Origin of the sequence: Micromonospora globispora, from assembly GCF_003857015.1 — a bacterium.
Taxonomy (GTDB): domain Bacteria; phylum Actinomycetota; class Actinomycetes; order Mycobacteriales; family Micromonosporaceae; genus Micromonospora; species Micromonospora globispora.
Genome location: NZ_QGGF01000782.1, coordinates 1 through 16974 on the forward strand (window position 1 = coordinate 1; position 16974 = coordinate 16974).

Annotated in this window: 19 protein-coding genes; 11 read left to right on the plus strand and 8 right to left on the minus strand. The window is 73.7% G+C overall.

Features of this window, described 5'->3' with window-relative positions:
• The 4 genes from DKL51_RS35485 to DKL51_RS33860 all read left to right on the plus strand — a co-directional run.
• On the plus strand, positions 1 to 704 hold a 704-nt coding region (locus DKL51_RS35485; RefSeq protein WP_498070987.1), incomplete at its 5' end, for an MFS transporter.
• Between the two features lie 176 nt (positions 705 to 880).
• On the plus strand, positions 881 to 1357 hold the full coding sequence (locus DKL51_RS33850; RefSeq protein ID WP_243421038.1) for a cation diffusion facilitator family transporter: 477 nt from the start codon (positions 881 to 883) through the stop codon (positions 1355 to 1357).
• A 191-nt stretch (positions 1358 to 1548) separates the two neighbouring features.
• On the plus strand, positions 1549 to 2307 hold the full coding sequence (locus DKL51_RS33855) for a hypothetical protein (RefSeq protein WP_109943414.1): 759 nt from the start codon (positions 1549 to 1551) through the stop codon (positions 2305 to 2307).
• Positions 2308 to 2318: 11 nt separating this feature from the next.
• Positions 2319 to 2903: a hypothetical protein gene (locus tag DKL51_RS33860; protein ID WP_109943415.1), complete on the plus strand. Its 585-nt coding sequence runs from the start codon at positions 2319 to 2321 to the stop codon at positions 2901 to 2903.
• Positions 2904 to 2930: 27 nt separating this feature from the next.
• Here the strand turns inward: DKL51_RS33860 and DKL51_RS33865 are convergent, their stop codons facing one another.
• Positions 2931 to 4376 (minus strand): hypothetical protein, encoded by a 1446-nt coding sequence (locus DKL51_RS33865; RefSeq protein WP_124813272.1) that lies wholly within the window; start codon positions 4374 to 4376, stop codon positions 2931 to 2933.
• Positions 4377 to 4580: 204 nt separating this feature from the next.
• On the opposite strand from DKL51_RS33865, the gene DKL51_RS33870 reads away from it, so the two are divergent.
• The 3 genes from DKL51_RS33870 to DKL51_RS33880 are packed head-to-tail and all read left to right on the plus strand — an operon-like array spanning position 4581 to position 7407.
• Entirely contained in the window at positions 4581 to 5354 is a 774-nt protein-coding gene (locus DKL51_RS33870; RefSeq protein ID WP_109943417.1) for a (Fe-S)-binding protein, read from the plus strand.
• A gap of 17 nt (positions 5355 to 5371) precedes the next feature.
• Entirely contained in the window at positions 5372 to 6784 is a 1413-nt protein-coding gene (locus DKL51_RS33875; RefSeq protein ID WP_109943418.1) for a lactate utilization protein B, read from the plus strand.
• Positions 6781 to 7407: a LutC/YkgG family protein gene (locus DKL51_RS33880; protein WP_109943419.1), complete on the plus strand. Its 627-nt coding sequence runs from the start codon at positions 6781 to 6783 to the stop codon at positions 7405 to 7407. Before DKL51_RS33875 ends, DKL51_RS33880 begins: the two co-directional genes overlap by 4 nt.
• A gap of 10 nt (positions 7408 to 7417) precedes the next feature.
• On the opposite strand, the gene DKL51_RS33885 is transcribed toward DKL51_RS33880, so the two are convergent.
• The 4 genes from DKL51_RS33885 to DKL51_RS33900 all read right to left on the minus strand — a co-directional run bounded on the left by DKL51_RS33885 (position 7418) and on the right by DKL51_RS33900 (position 10126).
• Complete coding sequence (locus DKL51_RS33885) at positions 7418 to 8380, minus strand: sensor histidine kinase (protein WP_109943420.1); 963 nt, start codon at positions 8378 to 8380, stop codon at positions 7418 to 7420.
• Positions 8377 to 9207, minus strand: coding sequence for an MEDS domain-containing protein (locus DKL51_RS33890; protein WP_109943421.1), 831 nt, complete (start codon positions 9205 to 9207; stop codon positions 8377 to 8379). The genes DKL51_RS33885 and DKL51_RS33890 overlap by 4 nt, the downstream gene beginning before the upstream one ends.
• A 146-nt stretch (positions 9208 to 9353) precedes the next feature.
• Positions 9354 to 9830 carry an SRPBCC family protein gene (locus DKL51_RS33895; RefSeq protein WP_165823044.1) on the minus strand — a complete coding sequence of 159 codons (477 nt, stop codon included), beginning with the start codon at positions 9828 to 9830 and terminating at the stop codon, positions 9354 to 9356.
• Positions 9827 to 10126 carry an ArsR/SmtB family transcription factor gene (locus DKL51_RS33900; protein WP_109943423.1) on the minus strand — a complete coding sequence of 100 codons (300 nt, stop codon included), beginning with the start codon at positions 10124 to 10126 and terminating at the stop codon, positions 9827 to 9829. Before DKL51_RS33900 ends, DKL51_RS33895 begins: the two co-directional genes overlap by 4 nt.
• 203 nt (positions 10127 to 10329) lie before the next feature.
• Here DKL51_RS33900 and DKL51_RS33905 point away from each other — a divergent pair, with 203 nt between their 5' ends.
• Positions 10330 to 12129, plus strand: coding sequence for a SpoIIE family protein phosphatase (locus tag DKL51_RS33905; protein ID WP_109943424.1), 1800 nt, complete (start codon positions 10330 to 10332; stop codon positions 12127 to 12129).
• Positions 12130 to 12141: 12 nt separating this feature from the next.
• Here the strand turns inward: DKL51_RS33905 and DKL51_RS33910 are convergent, their stop codons facing one another.
• Positions 12142 to 12657, minus strand: a complete 516-nt coding sequence (locus tag DKL51_RS33910; protein WP_109943428.1) for a 2'-5' RNA ligase family protein — start codon at positions 12655 to 12657, stop codon at positions 12142 to 12144.
• A gap of 87 nt (positions 12658 to 12744) precedes the next feature.
• Between DKL51_RS33910 and DKL51_RS33915 the strand changes: the two genes are divergently transcribed.
• Positions 12745 to 13254, plus strand: a complete 510-nt coding sequence (locus DKL51_RS33915) for a mycothiol transferase (RefSeq protein ID WP_109943429.1) — start codon at positions 12745 to 12747, stop codon at positions 13252 to 13254.
• On the opposite strand, the gene DKL51_RS33920 is transcribed toward DKL51_RS33915, so the two are convergent.
• The gene (locus DKL51_RS33920) at positions 13224 to 13490 is read right to left on the minus strand and encodes a hypothetical protein (protein WP_243420743.1); all 267 of its coding nucleotides are present in this window, start codon (positions 13488 to 13490) and stop codon (positions 13224 to 13226) included. The two genes, DKL51_RS33915 and DKL51_RS33920, sit on opposite strands and share 31 nt — an antisense overlap.
• Before the next feature lie 85 nt (positions 13491 to 13575).
• Here DKL51_RS33920 and DKL51_RS33925 point away from each other — a divergent pair, with 85 nt between their 5' ends.
• Positions 13576 to 13953: an SCP2 sterol-binding domain-containing protein gene (locus DKL51_RS33925; RefSeq protein WP_109943425.1), complete on the plus strand. Its 378-nt coding sequence runs from the start codon at positions 13576 to 13578 to the stop codon at positions 13951 to 13953.
• Positions 13950 to 16010 carry an amylo-alpha-1,6-glucosidase gene (locus tag DKL51_RS33930; protein WP_109943426.1) on the plus strand — a complete coding sequence of 687 codons (2061 nt, stop codon included), beginning with the start codon at positions 13950 to 13952 and terminating at the stop codon, positions 16008 to 16010. The genes DKL51_RS33925 and DKL51_RS33930 overlap by 4 nt, the downstream gene beginning before the upstream one ends.
• A 12-nt stretch (positions 16011 to 16022) precedes the next feature.
• On the opposite strand, the gene DKL51_RS33935 is transcribed toward DKL51_RS33930, so the two are convergent.
• Complete coding sequence (locus DKL51_RS33935) at positions 16023 to 16733, minus strand: Pr6Pr family membrane protein (protein WP_165823046.1); 711 nt, start codon at positions 16731 to 16733, stop codon at positions 16023 to 16025.
• Between the last annotated feature and the right edge of the window lie 241 nt (positions 16734 to 16974).

Sequence of the window (16974 nt, forward strand, 5' to 3'; positions counted from 1 at the left end):
GCTTCGTGGCGTGCGCCGCCATCATCGCGGCGCTGCCCCCGCTACCGCCCGTGCCGGCGCCGGCCGCCGCCACCCCGTGGGCGGTGCTGCGGGACCGCGGGTACGTCGCCGTCACCGCGCTCGACGGCATCATGTCGATCCACCACCAGGTGCTGCTCTTCGCGCTGCCGCTCTGGATCGTCGGGTACACCGACGCGCCCCGGTGGCTGATCGGCACGGCCGCGCTGGTCAACACCGCGCTGGTGGTGTTGCTCCAGGTCAGGGCCAGCCGCGGGGTCGACGACAGCGCCACCGCCGCCACCGTCATGCGCCGATCAGGCGTGGCCTTCCTCGTCGGCATGGCGGCGATGGCCGCCGCCGCGGGTCTGCCCGGCTGGCTCGCCGTCGCCGCCATCGTCGCCGGCATCTGCGTCCACACCGTCGGCGAACTGTGGCACGCCGCGGGCTCGCTGGAACTCCGCTTCAGCCTCGCCCCGGCGCACGCCCAGGGGCAGTACTCGGGGCTGTTCGGGTTCGGCAGCGGACTGGCGAACGTGGTGGCGCCCTCGGTGCTGGCCCTGCTCTGCATCACGTGGGGCGTACCGGGGTGGCTGCTGCTGGGCGGGATCTTCGTCGCGGTCGGCCTGGTCGTACCGCTCGTCGTCCGCTGGGCCGAGCGGACCCGCCCGCTCGCGCCCGCCGAAACCGAGCCGGTCGCGGCCTGAGCTGTCATGGCCGGCGGCGGGCCGGGTTTCCGGGTGCCGCCGCCGGGTACCTGCCGGCATGCCCGAGGGGCACCTGATCCACCGGTAAGCCCGGGAGCAGCACGCCGCGCTGGCCGGGCAGGTCCGGGCGCAACGTCGCGGACGCGCTCACCGCCGTACCGCTCGGGGTCGCCTTCCTGCTCGGCCGCCGCGCCGCCACCCGCGCGTACACCTACGGCTACGGCCGGGCCGAGGACCTCGCCGGCATCGTCATCGTCGCGGTGATCGCCGCATCGGCGCTCGCCGCCGCCTGGACGGCGGCCACCCGCCTGCTGCACCCGGCGACGGTCACCCACCTGCCGTGGGTGGTCGGCTTCGCCGGCAACGAACTCGTGGCCCGCTACCGGATCCGGGTCGGCCGGCGGATCGGTGCCGCCGCTCTGGTCGCGGACGGCCTGCACGCGCGGACCGACGGCTACACCTCGCTCGCCGTGGTCGCCGCCGCCGGTGGCGCCGCACTCGGCTGGCGGTGGGCCGACCCGGTGATCGGCCTGGCCATCGCCGTCGCCATCGGCTTCGTGCTCAAGGACGCCGCCCGGGAGGTCTACCGGCGGCTCATGGACGCCGTCGACCCGGCCGTCGTGGACCAGGCGGAAACCGCCCTGCGCGGCTGACCAGCGCGACCGTCCACACCGACCCGGACAGCCACCCCGGCGCCCACCACCACACGGAGCTGTCGCACCGGCGTCGGCTGATCCGGTAGGGCCCGCTCACTCCGGCGCGGCGGCGCCATGATCTGCTTCCGGTGGCCGATCCGTAGGCCGTACCGATGTGCCGTGACCGGGGAAGGAAAACCGTGCATCCGATGCTGCAGCGTCTCGACGAGCTCGGTGCCGAGCTGTCCAGGCGGACGGACGCCATCGCGCTGATCGGGCTCGGTTCGGCCGGGGCGGAGCACGACCGGCTCGACGAACACTCCGACCTGGACTTCTTCGTCGTGGTGGACGACGGCGCCAAGGCGCGGTACCTGGAGGCGATCGACTGGCTGGCGGCACCCTGCCCGGTGGCGTACAGCTTCGCCAACGACCGCAACGGGCGCAAGGCGCTCTACGCCGACGGCATTTTCATCGAGTACGCGATTTTCACGGTGGACGAGCTGGCCCGGTTGCCGTTCACCGGTGGCCGGCTGGTCTGGCAACGCACCGACGCGCCCGACGGACTCGTGGACTGCGGGCCGCCACCCGCCGGCCCGCCGTACGACACCGTGGAGTTCCACCTCAACGAGGCGCTCACGAACCTCTACGTCGGCCTGCACCGCGAGCTGCGCGGGGAACGGCTCACCGCGTCCCGCTTCATCCAGTCCTTCGCCGTCGACCGGGTGATCTCGCTGCTGAACCTGACCGCCGAGGCGCGGCACCGCCGCGATCCGTTCGAGCCGAGCCGCCGGGTCGAGCAGGCGTACCCGCCCGAGGTGCTGCCGCTGGCCGAGATGGTCCCCGGCTACGAGGGGAATCTGGCGGCGGCTCGTACTACGTTCGAATGGCTGCGGCACCGCTTCGCCGTGCACCCGGTCATCGGGGACGCCATCCGGGATCTCCTGCGCGAGGCGGACGCCGCCCGTTGACGGGAGCGACGATGACGGCACCGCGGGCGTTCTGGTTGGACGAGCAGGTCGATCGGGAGCGCGGCGCGCACGGGCGCGGCCGCTACGAGACCGAGGTGGCGGGACGCCTCAGCGAGTTCGCCCACACCTGGGGCGACATCGCCCCGGTCGCCTTCGCGGTGACCGCCTGGCGGGTGGCCACCACGCTGTCACCCGGCTACGTACGCTGGCACCGGCGCATCGTCTCGGCGACCTGCGAGCGCAGCCCCTGGGACGGCAGCCTGACCTGCGCGGTCACCCTCGTCTCCGGGTGGCCGGCGGAGCTGACCTGGACCCGGCAGTGGCAGCAGGACCGCGGCTGGCGGGACTGGCCGCAGGTGTTCGGCCAGTACGTGACGCCGTCCGAGCGGGACCTGACCCGCGTTCCGCACCTGCGCGCGACGTTGCGGGTGGAGGCGCCGGTCCCGCTCGAGGACCTGCCCCCGGCACCGGACGGCCCGGGGGGCAGCGTCGCGTCGACGGCACACCGCGCCGTCGCCGTGCTGACCCGCGAGCTCGATGCGCTCCTCGCACCGATGATCGGGCAGCTCGACGCCGGGGTGCCCGCCGAGTCGTGATCGGCACCCGGCGGCACGCCGGCGTGGTCAGGCGCTGGCCGGGACCTCCTCGCCGGGGTGCTCGGCCGGCTCCCCGGCGGCTTGCTCGACGGCCGCGCCCTCGATGGCCGTCCGCGTGGCGAACGCGCTCTCGGTGGCCGTCCGCGCGGCGAACGCGTCGAAGGACGCGAGCTGCGGCGGCACCACAGCGCCGGGGGCGGGCTCCTCGGGCGTCTCGTCGGCGGTCGACCGGGCGCTCACAAGCGGGTACTCGGCGGTGTCCACGCCGCCCGCGGCGGCCGCCATCACCGCCGCGGCGGCCAGGTCGGCGACCCGCTTGGCCTCGCGCCGCACCCGCGAGCGCACCTGCTTGGCGTGCTGCTCGGCGGCCTCGGCGGCCCGGCGGGCCTCCTCCAGCCGGTTCGTCTCGGCGGTCAGCTCCCGGCGGACCTGCAGCAGCCGTTCCTCCAGCTGGGCGCCCTCCTGCACAATCTCGGCGAGCTCCTGCCGGGTTCCCTCGAGCTGCTGGCCGGCGCTCTCCAGTTCGGACCGGAGCTGGTCCAGCGCCTCCTGCCGCTGCTGGATCTCCTGCTGCACGGCGGCGAGCTGCTCCTGGTGGGCGGTCGCCTGCTCGTCGGCCCGCTCGCGCACCTCCGTGGCGTACTGCTGGGCCTCGGCGACCAGCGCGGCGATGTCCCGCTCGGCCGCGGCGGCTCGGTCCGCCAGCTCCTGCTCGGCGGCGGCCCGCCGCTCGTCCAGCTCGCGCGCCATGGTGGCCTGCCACTGGGCCAGTTCCTGCTGCGCCTTGCTCCGGTTGGCCTGGACCTCCTGCTGGATCTGGGTGCGGGCCGCCTTCACCAGCGCCTCGGAGGCGGAGCGGGCCTGCTCGACCTGCTGTGCGCTCTGCTCGGCGATCCGCTTCGCCTCCTGCTGGGCGCGATCGTGGACGGCCTGCCCCTCGGTCCGCAGCTTCTCCGCCGTCTCGCGGATCGCGGTGAGCTCGGCCTGGGCGGCGGCCCGCCGCTCCTCGTGCGCCTTGTCCTCCTCGGCGCGCCGGGCGGCCAGCTCCTCGTCCAGCTCCCGCAGCTCCCGGGCGGCCTGCTCCCGGGCGCCGGTAAGCGACTTCTCGGCCTGGGCCTGGAGGTCGTTCGCCCGCTTCGTGGCGGTCTCGGTGATCGCCGCGGCCTGCTTCTCGGCCAGGTCGAGGATCTGGTCGACCATCGGACCGAGGTCGCGGAAGGACGCCCGGTCCACCTGCGCCGGTCGCTGCCGCAGCTCGGTCAGCTCGGTCTGCGACCGCTCGAGCTGCGCGGTCAGCTCCCGGACCTGGCCGTACGCCCGGTCCCGGTCGGCCGTCGTCGCCGTCAGCTCGCCGTCCAGCTGCTCGACGTACCGGTCCACCTGTCGCTTGTCGTAGCCGCGCAGCGTGAGCTCGAATCTCGGCCGTGCGGACACGTCGTCGTGGGGTGCGAACGGTTCCTCGCCGTTGGACATGCGCCATCCTCCGTCGATTGCCAGCGCCAGGCCGGGCGGATGACCGGCGCACAGGGCATGATGAGGCGCAACGGTACCGCCGTCGGCGTGCGGGTTCCGCCCCACCCCACTCCTCGGCCGCTGACCGAGCGGACGCCCTGGTCGGAGGGGGAGTGGTCGGGCGCGGGCGGCGGACCGCCAGGACGCGACCTGGGAGGGCCGGACATGCGGATAGCCCTGTTCGTCACCTGCCTCGCCGACACCCTCTTCCCGGAGGCGGCGAAGGCGACGGTACGGCTGCTGGAGCGCCTCGGTCACCAGGTGGTCTTCCCGGAAGACCAGACCTGCTGCGGGCAGATGCACGTCAACACCGGCTATCCGGACGAGGCGCTGCGGCTGGTCCGCCGGCACGCCCGCGTCTTCGCCCCGTACGACGTGGTGGTGGCCCCCTCCGGCTCGTGCGTCGGATCGGTGCGGCACCAGCACGCGATGGTGGCCCGGCGGGCCGGTGACGAACGGTTGGCCAGCCGGGCCGAGGAGGTGGCCGGGCGGACGTACGAACTCTCCGAGTTGCTCGTCGACGTGCTCGGGGTGACGGATGTGGGGGCGTACTACCCGCACCGGGTGACGTACCACCCGACCTGCCACTCGCTGCGGATGATCCGGGTGGGGGACAAGCCGCTGCGGCTGCTGCGCGAGGTCCGGGGCCTGGACCTGGTGGAGCTGCCGCAGGCCGAGCAGTGCTGCGGCTTCGGCGGCACCTTCGCCGTCAAGAACGCGGACACCTCGACGGCGATGCTGGCCGACAAGATGCGCAACGTGCTGGCCACCCGGGCCGACGTCTGCACCGCGGGGGACGCCTCCTGCCTGATGCACATCGGCGGTGGCCTGTCCCGGCTGAGAGCGGGGGTGCGGACGGTGCATCTGGCGGAGATCCTGGCCGCGACGGAGAACACCGAGACCGCCGGCGAGCGGGACCGACTGGGGGTGCGACCGTGAGGCGAACGTTCCTGGGCATGCCGGCCACGGCGCCGCGCGGGGTGGGGCATCTGCGCGGCGACGAGTCGTTCCCTGCCGCGGCCCGCAAGGCCCTCGGGGACGCGCAGTTGCGGCGCAACCTGCGGCACGCCACCACCACCATCCGGGCCAAGTCGGGGGCGGTGATCGGTGAGGTGCCGGACTGGCAGGAGCTGCGGGCCGCCGGCCGGGCGATCAAGAGCGACACCATGGCCCGCCTGCCCGAGCTGCTCGAACAGCTGGAGGCGGCGGTCACCGGGGCCGGTGGCACCGTGCACTGGGCCACCGACGCGGTGCAGGCGAACCGGATCGTCACCGACCTGGTCCGGGCCGCCGGTGCCGACCGGGTGATGAAGGTGAAGTCGATGGCCACCCAGGAGATCGGCCTCAACGAGGCCCTGGAGGCCGCGGGGATCGAACCGGTCGAGACGGACCTGGCCGAGCTGATCGTCCAGCTCGGACGGGACAAGCCCAGTCACATCCTGGTGCCGGCGATCCACCGCAACCGGGCGGAGATCCGGGAGATCTTCCTGCGCGAGATGCCCGACGTCGACGCGGCGCTGACCGACGAGCCGGCGGCCCTCGCGGCGGCGGCCCGCCGGCACCTGCGGCGCACCTTCCTCAGCACGAAGGTGGCCGTCTCCGGGGCGAACTTCGCGGTGGCGGAGACCGGCGCCCTGGCCGTGGTCGAGTCCGAGGGCAACGGCCGGATGTGCCTCACCCTGCCGGAGACCCTGATCACCGTGATGGGCGTCGAGAAGGTCATCCCCACCTGGGACGACCTGGGGGTCTTCCTGCAGTTGCTGCCCCGGGCCTCGACCGGGGAGCGGATGAACCCGTACACCTCGATGTGGACCGGCGTCACCCCGGGGGACGGCCCGCAGCAGGTGCACCTGGTGCTGCTGGACAACGGCCGCAGCGCGGTGCTCGCCGACGCCGTCGGCCGACAGGCTTTGCACTGCATCCGCTGCTCCGCCTGCCTCAACGTCTGCCCCGTCTACGAGCGCACCGGCGGGCACGCGTACGGGTCGGTCTACCCCGGCCCGATCGGGGCGGTGCTCTCCCCGCAGCTCACCGGGGTCGCCGACAACGCCTCCCTGCCGTACGCGTCGTCGCTCTGCGGGGCCTGTTACGACGCCTGCCCGGTGATGATCAACATTCCGGAACTGCTGGTGCACCTGCGCAGCCAGGCCCCCCACCCGCGCAGCGAGGCGATCGCGATGGCCGCCGCCGCGTACACCATGGACCACCCGCGCCTGTACGCGGTCGCGCAGCGGGCCGCGGGCCTCGGCCGGGTCGCCGGCCCCGCCCTGCCCCCGCCGCTGAACGGGTGGACCGCGAGTCGGGACCTGCCGGCCGCCCCGCCGCAGACCTTCCGGCAGTGGTGGTCGGAGAATCGGAGCGAGTCATGAACGCCCGCGACACCGTGCTGGCCCGGCTGCGGGCCGCCCTGGCCGGCGCCCCGCCCACCGTGCCCGTTCCGCCCGGCGAGCACCGCCGGCAGGGCGACCTGCCGCCCGGGCATCCGGAACTCGTCGACCTGCTGGAGCATCGGCTGACCGACTACCGCGCCGAAGTGCACCGGGTGGCCGAGGCGGCGGTCGCCGACACGATCGCCGGCATCCTCACCGCCGCCGGTGCCGCGGCGGTCGTGGTGCCGCCGGGACTGCCCACCGAGTGGCGACCCGGCCCGGTGGAGGTGGTCGTCGACGACGACCTGCCGGCCGACCGGCTCGCCGGCCTGGACGGCGTGGTCACCGCGGCGGCGGTCGCGGTCGCCGAGACCGGCACGATCGTCCTCGACGCCGCCGCCGACCAGGGCCGGCGGGTCATCAGCCTCCTGCCCGACCTGCACGTCTGCGTGGTCCGCCCGGACCAGGTGGTGGCCACCGTGCCGGAGGCGGTCGCCCGGCTCACCCCGGGACGGCCGCTGACCTGGATCAGCGGCCCGTCGGCCACCAGCGACATCGAGCTGAACCGGGTCGAGGGGGTACACGGCCCGCGCCGCCTGCACGTCGTCCTCACCGACGGGTGAGCGGCCGGGCTCAGACCGGGAAGTGCGGGTTGCCGGCCGTGAGCCGCAGGGTGAAGCCCTCGGGGCCACGGTGCATCGCCACGTGGTTGCAGGACTGGTAGCTGATCCAGAGGCCCAGGCCGCCGGGGGAGCCGCTGGTGGCCGGGAGCAGGCCGGCGAACGGATCGGCCGGTCCCTCGCCGGCGTCGTTCACGGCCACCACGATCCGGTCGTCGGCGCTCCAGATCGACATCCGCATCGGCGGGCGACCGTGCCGCAGCGCGTTGGTCACCGTCTCGCTCACCGCCACGACGAGGTCCTCAACGTCGTCCGCCGGAAGCTGGCCGCGGTCGGCCGTGTACACGGCGGCCCGAGCCTGCGCGGGCGTCGGGTCGGTCAACTCGACCATCGGCGCGCTGCGCTGCACCGGGTCGAGCAGCATCGGCCGCGGCTCGGTCAGGTAGCTCCGCGGCTCGGTGTAGACGCCGATCGGGAGGTGGGTGCCGTCCGGCAGGGCCACCCGGGGGTGGGTCCGGGCCACGTCCTCCAGCACCTGCTCCGACGCGATCCGGGTGTCGTACGCGCACATGCTCCAGAGCGGGAAGTCGTCGTAGGCGTGGTTGATGGCCGACTCGTACCGGGCCCACCAGTCCCAGGTGGAGCCGAGGCCGGCGGTGGGCAGCTCGCCGACGATCCGGATCTGCTGGGCGCCGTCGGCCACGTACGACGCGAGCAGTTGCCGGTAGGACCGGATCGCGGCGGTCGGCCGGACGTAGACGTCGCCGCCGGGCAGGAAGGTCACCCCCGAGTCGGGCGGCAGAGCGCGGCGGACCAGGTCGGCGTTGCGCTGGCCGAAGCCCACCACCGCCGGCTCGCCGGCCTCCACGCCGCCGAGCAGGAAGGGCAGCACCACGGCGAGCAGGTGCTCGTCGGAGTCGAAGAAGATGGCCTCGTGGAAGTAGCCGGTGTGGCCGGCGGCCGCTCCCGTTCTCATCGGGTCACCTCCACCCGGATGTCGGCGAGGTCCAGTAGCTCCACCAGCCGGGCGGCGGCCGACCGGGAGGTACGCAGGACGGCGGTGACGCCGAGCCGCCGGGCATGGTCGCGCAGCTGCATCAGGCAGCGGTGGTCGATGAACCGCAGCCGCGCCGCCTCGACCACCAGCTCGCCGTCGACGGGGCGGAGGTCGGCCCGCTCCAGCGCGGCGGCGAAGAGCCGGTGGTTGGACGGGTCCAGCTCGCCGGCCAGCGCGACGGCGCCCTCGGCCGGTCCGCAGGAGTGCAGCCGGAACAGCACGTTCGCGTTGGTCTCGGGGTGCATGCAGGCCAGCTCGGCGATCGCCGGTTCACCCAGCTCCCGCCGGTCGTAGGCGCAGATGGCCGACATCGGCCGGCGGTGCATGTAGCGGTCGATGAGGTGCTCGTAGCGGGCGAACACGTTCCGCTGGGCGGGGGTGCGGACCAGCAAGGTCGCCTCGGCCACCAACCGCAGCCCGGTGTGGCCGGCGGCCAGCGCCGCCTCGGTCGCCGCCGCATAGGCGCGTACCTGCGTCTCCGGGTCGAACGGCTCGTCCGCGCGGTAGGTCTGCCCGGTGGAGACCAGCCGCGCCGCGCCCCGGCGGAGCGAGTCATCGAGGCCGGGAAGCCCGTCCAGGCGACGGGCGAGCGCATCCCGTGTGCCGGGCGCCACGAACCAGACCTGCTCCCCGGCGGCGAGCCCCGCCGCCAGGAACGCCACCGCGCGGGAGTCGAGTGTGGCCGGGTCGTCGTAGGCGAAGCAGATGTGACCGTATGCCGTCGACGTCGCCACGTCGCTGGTCACGCGGGAAGCCTCATGGCCTCAGTCTATGCCGGTCCGGCGGAACGGCCAGTTGCGGTGCGCCGAGTGGCCCCGCTGACCGGTGTTCCGGCCCGGCCCGGAGACCGCCCGTGGTGGCACGGTCGGGCCGGGCCGGAACCCGGGCCGCCTCAGGCGGTCTCGGCGTACCGCCGGAGCAGCCCGGACCAGCCGTTGTCCCTGGCCACCGCGTCCCGTATCTGCTCCCAGCCGGCGCCGTGCGCGTCGAGCTGGTCGTGCACCAGGTCCACCCGGGTGCCGCCGTCGGCCGGGGTGAAGGTGACGGTGACCCGGCTGCCGACCGCGTCGGCGGGCGGGACCTCCCAGTTCGGCCCGATCAGCCAGGAGAAGGCGAAGGTGCGCGGCGGGTCCCAGGTGAGGACCCGGCCCCAGGTGCAGACCTCGCCGGCCTCGCTCTCCTCCCACATCGCGCCACCGACGTGGGGTTCCATCCCGACCCGCTTGAGCTCGTCGGGGAGCAGGTGGTGCGAGCGGATCCACCAGCGGTCGATGCCGGTGGTGAAGACCTCGAAGGCGTGCTCGGGTGTGGTGTCGACCTGGATGTTGGTGCGGACGGCGGTGCTCTGGTCGGTCTCTGCTGAGGTCACTGCTCCTCCTCGGGAGGGTTCTCGGCGGCGTGTGCGAACGCCGCCAGGGCCTGCTGCCAGAACTGGTCGAAGTAGCCGCGCACGGCCGCCAGCCCGTGTGGGTCCAGCGTGTAGACGCGGCGGGTGCCGACGGCCGTCGAGGAGACCAGGGTGGCGTCCTTGAGCACCTTGAGGTGCTGCGAGACGGCCGGCCGGCTGACCGGCAGGTCGGCCGCGATCTCGGCGACGGAGCGTGGCCCGGCGGCGAGGAGCTCGAAGATCGCGCGCCGGGTCGGGTCACCCAGTGCGTCGAGCATCCGTCCTTGGTAAGTGGCCACGAACGGTAAGTCTAGGCTTTCCGAAGCGCCTGTCAAGCAGGTCAGCGGCCCGGTACTCCCACTCGGACAGATGGCGCGAAAGCATCCGAGGGCGCGACTCGGTGAGCCTGGCGTCAGGGTGGTGTGTTGTGCTGTCGGGCGGCGACGACCGGATCGTCCAGACGGCGCGAGGAAGGGGACCGGTGCCCAGGGATCACGTCGAGCGGTCGGCCGCCCACGACTGGACCCTCGGACGCACCGGCCGGATGAGCGGATCGCTCTCCGCCCGGTGGTTCCAGGCGTTGTATGACACCCCGCTGCTCTTCTCCGGCATCCTCGACGACCAGGGATGCGTCCTCGACGCCAACCGCGCCGCGGTCGAGGGCTGCGGACTGGACCGCGCGCAGACGCTGGGCCGGCCGTTCTGGGAGTGCGGCTGGTGGGCGCCCGCCCCCGAACTCAGCGCCCGGATGCGCGGCTGGTGCGAGCAGGCGATGCGCACCGGGGAGCCGTTCCGGACGGTGAGTCACTTCTTCCTCGGCGACGGCACCCGGCGGATGGTCGATGCGGTGCTCATCCCGGTCCGCGACGACCAGGGCGACACCTACCTGGTGGCGACCGGGTTGGACATCACCGACGCACTGGCCGCCCAGCAGCAGCGGGAGGAGCGGGCGGAGGTCGAGGCCGATGCGTTGCGGCAGGTCGCGGCGGCCCGGCAGCGTGAGGTCGGAGTGGTGCAGCGGGCCGAGCGGCGCGCCGACGAACGCCTGCACCGGATGGTGGCGGTGGCCCTGGACCTGCTCAGCGCTGAGACCGTCGAGGACCTGGTCACCATCATGGTGGACCGGGCCATGCCGGTGCTCGGGGCGGACGGCGGCGCGGTGGTCGTCCGGGAGGGGCGGGAACGGCTGCGCGTCGTCTTCGGCGAGCGGCTCGGCCCGGAGATGCAGGACGTCTACGGCGAGTTGCCGTACGACAGCCCGCTGCCCGGCTGCTGGGTGGCCCGTACCGGCGAGCCGCTCCTGCTGCCACGCCGCTCGGCCGGCGTCGCCTTCACCGAGGAGATGATCGAGGTGTACGAGGCGACGGGGCGGGACGCCTGGGCGTTCCTGCCGCTGCGGGTCGGCACCCGGCTGCTCGGCTCGCTCGCCGTCTCCTGGCGGGAGGAGCGGACGTTCCGCCCGGACGAGATCACCATGCTGGAGGCGTTCGCCGCGCAGTGCGCGCAGGCGCTGGACCGGATCCAGCACCTGAGCGCCCAGCGGGCCACCGCGCTCGCCGCCCAGCGACTCTCCGAGGCGTTGCAGCACAGCCTGCTCACCCAGCCGCCCACCGCCGGCGCGCTGGACATCGCGGTCCGCTACCAGCCGGCCGCGCACGGCGCGCACGTCGGCGGCGACTGGTACGACGCCTTCGAGACGGCCGGCGGCGCGACGGTGCTCGTGGTTGGCGACGTGACCGGGCACGACCGGGACGCGGTGGCGGCGATGGGTCAGATCCGCAACGTGCTGCGCGGGCTGGCGTACGACACCGACGACGGTCCGGCGGCACTGCTCGGCCGGCTCGACCGCGCGCTGCGCGGGCTCCAGGTGCGCGCCCTGGCGACAGCCCTGCTGTGCCGGGCCGAACCGACGCCGGAGGGCTGGCGGCTGCGCTGGTCCAACGCCGGCCATCCGCCGGCGCTGCTGCGCGGGCCCAACGGCGGCGTACGGCTGCTGGCCGGCCACGACCTGATGCTCGGCGTCAATCCGGGCCGCCCCCGCCGGGAGCAGACCGTGGACCTGGTCGCCGGGAGCACGCTGGTGCTCTACACCGACGGCCTGGTGGAGCGCCGCCACGACGTGCTCGACCAGGGGATCGCGGACCTCACCCTGCTGCTGGAACAGGTCGGCGCCGAGGACCCGGAGCGCCTCTGCGACCTGCTGCTCGAGGTGGCGCCACGGGGTCACGAGGACGACATCGCCCTGCTGGTCATGCGCTGCTGCGGCCCGCCCCAGCGTTGACCGGCCCGCCGCTCAGGGCAACGGGTGGGAGATCCCGCGGGCGTGGTCGGTGATGGCCGCGCCGACCACGGTGGCGGTGATCGGCAGCACCTCCAGGCAGCGGCGGACCGCCGCGGCCAGCAACGCGTTCGGCACCCGCATGGAGAGCGTGCAGTGCGGCACCCAACGTCCCGGCTGGTAGTGCTCGACCAGGGTGATGCCGGCCCGGGCCAGCCGCTGGTGCACCTGGGCGTGGTGGGCCAGCAGGTCGGCGGTGGGGCTGGGCCCGAGCCAGAGCACCCGGCCGACGAACTGGCCGGCGTGCTGGAACTCCAACCGCAGCGGCGCGGCCACCACCATCCCGGCGAGGGCGTCGGCGACCTGCTCCGGATCGAAGCGGGCGGCGACGGCGAGCGAGACGTGCGGGCGGTGCCGCTGCTCCAGCAGCGACCGCATGCTCTGCACGCCCTCCGACTCCAGGGCGTCCCAGAGCACCCGGATCCGCCGGGTGGCGTCGGTGTCGAGATACAGCTCCAGCGCCGCGACCACGACGATCACCCTAGAGGTCGAGGTTTGTCGGTCCCCGGTGGGCGGTACTGCCGTGGGCGGCACCGACAGCGGAGGAGCGTGGACGCCGTGGACGTGAACGACCTGCTGACCGAGGCGTACGACCGGCTGCCCGGGCTGGTCCGCTCGGCGGTCGACGGGCTGACCCCCGAGCAGCTGCGGCAGGCCCCGGCGCCCGGGGCGAACCCGGTGGGCTGGCTGGTCTGGCACCTCACCCGGATCCAGGACCACCACGTCGCCGACCTGCTCGGTGCGGAGCAGCTCTGGGTCTCCGGGGACTGGGCGGGCCGGTTCGGGCTGGCCGCCGACCCGGACGAGACCGGCTACGGCCACACCCCGGACCGGATCGCCGCGGTCCGGCCGGAAAGCGCCGAGGTGCTCGTCGACTACCACCGGGCGGTGGCGGAACGGACCGCGGCGTACCTGCGCGGGCTGCGCCCGGCCGACCTGGACCGGGTGGTGGACGAGGCATGGGACCCGCCGGTCACCCTCGGCGTCCGCCTGGTGAGCGTGCTGGAGGACGACCTGCAGCACGTCGGGCAGGCGGCCTACGTGCGCGGGCTGGTCGAGCGGGGTTGAGCGGCGCGGGCGCGGGCCAGCGCCGCATGGGCGAGCAGGTGGAACGCCTGCGCCTCCGACGAGGTGCCCGGCCCCGCGAAGTCCGGCGACCCGCTCACCCCGGTCACCCGCCCGTACCGGTCGACCCGCCGGTCGGCGGCGGCCAGCAGATCCGCCCCCGTGTCCAGGTAGGACGCCGGGAGCCAGCCGTCCGCCACGCCGGTCAGCGCCGCGTACGCCAGCATCTGGGCCGTCACCTGTCTCTCACCCGGATCGGGTGAGTTCGACTCACCCGGCCGCCGGGGATCCTGCGAGACGAGCCGACGCCTGGGGGGAGAGCGGATGGCCACGTCAGCGGCGGAGTACCTCGAGCGGTCCGTGCCGGGCCGGCACCCGGACCTGCCGGAGACGACGTCCGGCACGCTGCGCCTGGACATCCACGAGGACGGCCACACCGAGCACTGGTACCTCACCATCGACCGGCAGAACGTCGAGGTCACCCGCTCCGCGGAGGACGCGGACCTGGTGATCCGCGCCAACCGGGACGTGTTCGACCGGCTGGCCGCCGGGCACCGGCACATCGCCTCGGCCCTGCTGACGAATGAACTGACCGCGCAGGGAAACCTCCGGCTGCTGATGTCCCTGCGCCGGATCTTTCCGGGCCCGCCGGAGGCGCGGCACCCGAGGGAGTTCGCTCGGACCCGGGGCGGACGGCCATGAGAAACGAACTCGTCCAGGTCATGGCGGGCAACGCCTTCGCGGTGAGCGACGCGACGGGAGACATGCGCCCCGACCCCCGTACGCCGGTCGGGCTGTTCTCCTTCGACACCCGGTTTCTGTCCCACTGGGTGCTGCGGGTCAACGGGCAACCTCTGTACGCGCTGTCCCGGGACGACGTGACCTACTTCGAGACCCGGTTCTTCCTGGTGCCGGGTACCGCCACCCACTATGTCGACGCCGATGTCTCGGTGATCCGGCACCGCTCCATCGACGACAGCTTCAACGAGCGGATCACCGTGCTCAACCACTCGGCGAACCCGGCCGAGTTCACCGTGCGGATGGAAATGGGCAGCGACTTCGCCGACACCGCCGAGATCAAGAGTCCGCAGCCGCGCCGAACCGAGGTGCTGGTGGACAAGGGGCAGTTGCGGCTCTGCTACGAGCGGGGACGGTTCGGCCGGGAGACGACCATCTCCAGCACCGAACCGGCGGAGGTCGACCAGGGTGGCATGACGTTCCGGATCAGGGTGGCGCCGAACGGTACCTGGACCACCAACCTGCACGTCGCTACGACCATCCGTGGGGCCGGCGCCCAGGACCTGCGGGCCAGTCTGGAGGCCCACCAACGGATCGTCCGGCAGGACATGCGGGAGGATCTGCGGGACTGGCTGGAGAACGCGCCGACGCTGATCACCCCACGGGACGAGGTGGCCACCGCGTACCGGGGAGCGCTGACCGACCTCGCCGGACTGCGGTACGAGCCGCTTGCGTACATCGAGCCGGTGCCGGTGGGCGGCATGCCGTGGGCGATGTCCCTCTACGGCCGGGACAGCATGATCACCTGCCTGCAGACCCTGGCGTTCACGCCCGAACTAGCGCCGGCCACCCTGCGGATCCTCGCCATGGACCAGGGCGGCCGGCTGGACGACGAGCACGACGAGGAGCCCGGAAAGATCCTGGGCGAGCTGCGGTACGGGGAGTCGGCCGCCTTCGGCGCCGCGGCCCCCACGATGTACTACGGGGCGGCGGACACCACCCCGCTGTTCGTGATCCTGCTCGATGAGTACGAGCGCTGGTCCGGCGACGCGGCGCTGGTGCGGGAGTTGCGGCACCCGGCCCGGATGGCGCTGGACTGGCTCGACGAGTACGGCGACATCACCGGGGACGGCTACGTGCGCTACCAGCGCCGTAACACCCGCCGCGGGTTGATCAACCAGTCCTGGAAGAACTCCCCGGACGCGGTCGTCGACCGGCACGGCCGGGAGCCGGCCTTCCCCCGGGCCACCTGCGAACTGCAGGGCTACGCGTACGACGCGAAGCGGCGCGGCGCGCGGCTGGCCCGCGAGATCTGGGGCGACCCGCAGTACGCCGACCGGCTGGAACGGGAGGCGGCGGAGCTGAAGGAACGGTTCAACCGGGACTTCTGGCTGCCGGAGCGCGGGTACTACGCGTTCGCGCTGGAGCCCGACGGCCGGCCGGTCGACGCGCTCACCTCCAACAACGGGCACCTGCTGTGGAGCCGGATCGCCGAGCAGGACCGGGCCGAGTCGGTGGCCCGGCACCTGCTGGGGCCGCGGATGTTCTCCGGGTGGGGGGTGCGCACCTACGCCGAGGGGCAGTTGCCGTACAACCCGGTCGGCGCGCACCTCGGCGGGGTCTGGCCGTCCGACAACGCGCTGATCGCGGCGGGTCTGCGCCGGTACGGGTGCGACGTGGAGGCGGCCCGGATCGTGGCCGGCATCTTCGACGTGGTGGAGACGCTCCGCGGTCCGGTACCGGAGGTCATCGCCGGATATTCCCGGGAGCAGACGAAGTATCCGGTCCAGTTGCCGGCCGCCGGGCGGCCGCAGTCCTGGTCCTCCGGAGCCCTGCTGATGCTGATCGGCGTCATGATGGGCCTGCGGCCGGTCGGGGAGAACCTGTTGGTGAACCCGGTGCTGCCGGAGGGCTACGGGCGGGTCGAGCTGCTGGACATCCCCGGCCGGTGGGGGCGGACCGACTCCTACGGCCGGGAGCGTCCCGGTGGGGCGCGCGGTCGTCGCCCGCGGTTGCGCTGACCGGCGCGGAGGTCACCGTTGCGGGGACGCTGCCGCTTCCACCTCGGTGGCGGGACGTGGGGCGAGGACGCCCTCCACGGCGGCGGCCGAGGGTGCGGTACGCCGGGCCAGGCCCCGGTCGACGCCGACGAAGACCAGGCCGAGCAGCCAGAACGCGAAGGCGAAGAAGAGCGAGCTGAGTCCCACCCCGGCGTAGCCGAGCTGTCCGGCGTCGATGAACGGGTACGGGTAGCGGTGCACGATCAGACCCCGTACCAGCGCGAACCCCAGGTATCCCAGCGGGAAGGCGAGCCACCAGGCCGCGTACCGGGGGCGCAGCCGGCCGCGCTGGTCGAACAGCGTCCAGTCCGCCACCGCGAGCAGCGGCACGACGGTGTGGAGGAACTGGTTGCCCAGCGCCTCCCCGAACGCGCGGTCCGGCTGGGTCATCGCGAAGGGGCTCGCCGGGTTCGCCAGCACCAGGTGGTAGACCACGCCGGTGATGGTGATGTAGAGGGTCACCGCCCCCTTGAGCGGGGACGGCGGCTCGGGTCGGTCCTGCCAGGCCCGCCAGGCGGCGTACCCGGCGAAGAGCCCGACCGCCACGTTGCTCTGGATGGTGAAGTACGGCAGCAGGCCGGTCACCGTGGCCGGACCGAGCGCGGTGAGCACGATCCCGGCCAGCACACTGATCACGATCGCCAGGCGGAAGATGATCGCCGCGCGTCGACGCCCCACACTCATCGGGGCAAGCTATCAGCCGGCTCCGCGCCGGTCACCAGGCGAAGGGCCGCTGACCACCAGTAGGTGCCCGGGCCGCCATGCCGGGACCACTTCGCCGTGGTCGCCGGTCCGCCGGCTCGGCGCCTCAGGCGTCGTCGGACGCGATGCCCCCGGCCTCGTCTGCGGCGTCCGCCGGCGCGGCGGGCACCGACGCCTCCGCCGGCGGACGCCGCAGACGAGGCCGGGGGCATCGCGTCCGACG

Excerpts from the sequence above, each read along its gene's own strand:
- DKL51_RS33865 (WP_124813272.1), bottom strand. The coding sequence starts at position 4,376 with ATGTCCAACGGCGAGGAACCGTTCGCACCCCACGACGACGTGTCCGCA.
- DKL51_RS33875 (WP_109943418.1), top strand. The coding sequence starts at position 5,372 with ATGCCGGCCACGGCGCCGCGCGGGGTGGGGCATCTGCGCGGCGACGAG.
- DKL51_RS33855 (WP_109943414.1), top strand. The coding sequence starts at position 1,549 with ATGCTGCAGCGTCTCGACGAGCTCGGTGCCGAGCTGTCCAGGCGGACG.
- DKL51_RS33860 (WP_109943415.1), top strand. The coding sequence starts at position 2,319 with ATGACGGCACCGCGGGCGTTCTGGTTGGACGAGCAGGTCGATCGGGAG.
- DKL51_RS33930 (WP_109943426.1), top strand. The coding sequence starts at position 13,950 with ATGAGAAACGAACTCGTCCAGGTCATGGCGGGCAACGCCTTCGCGGTG.
- DKL51_RS33885 (WP_109943420.1), bottom strand. The coding sequence starts at position 8,380 with ATGAGAACGGGAGCGGCCGCCGGCCACACCGGCTACTTCCACGAGGCC.
- DKL51_RS33925 (WP_109943425.1), top strand. The coding sequence starts at position 13,576 with ATGGCCACGTCAGCGGCGGAGTACCTCGAGCGGTCCGTGCCGGGCCGG.
- DKL51_RS33900 (WP_109943423.1), bottom strand. The coding sequence starts at position 10,126 with ATGCTCGACGCACTGGGTGACCCGACCCGGCGCGCGATCTTCGAGCTC.
- DKL51_RS33870 (WP_109943417.1), top strand. The coding sequence starts at position 4,581 with ATGCGGATAGCCCTGTTCGTCACCTGCCTCGCCGACACCCTCTTCCCG.
- DKL51_RS33880 (WP_109943419.1), top strand. The coding sequence starts at position 6,781 with ATGAACGCCCGCGACACCGTGCTGGCCCGGCTGCGGGCCGCCCTGGCC.
- DKL51_RS33935 (WP_165823046.1), bottom strand. The coding sequence starts at position 16,733 with ATGAGTGTGGGGCGTCGACGCGCGGCGATCATCTTCCGCCTGGCGATC.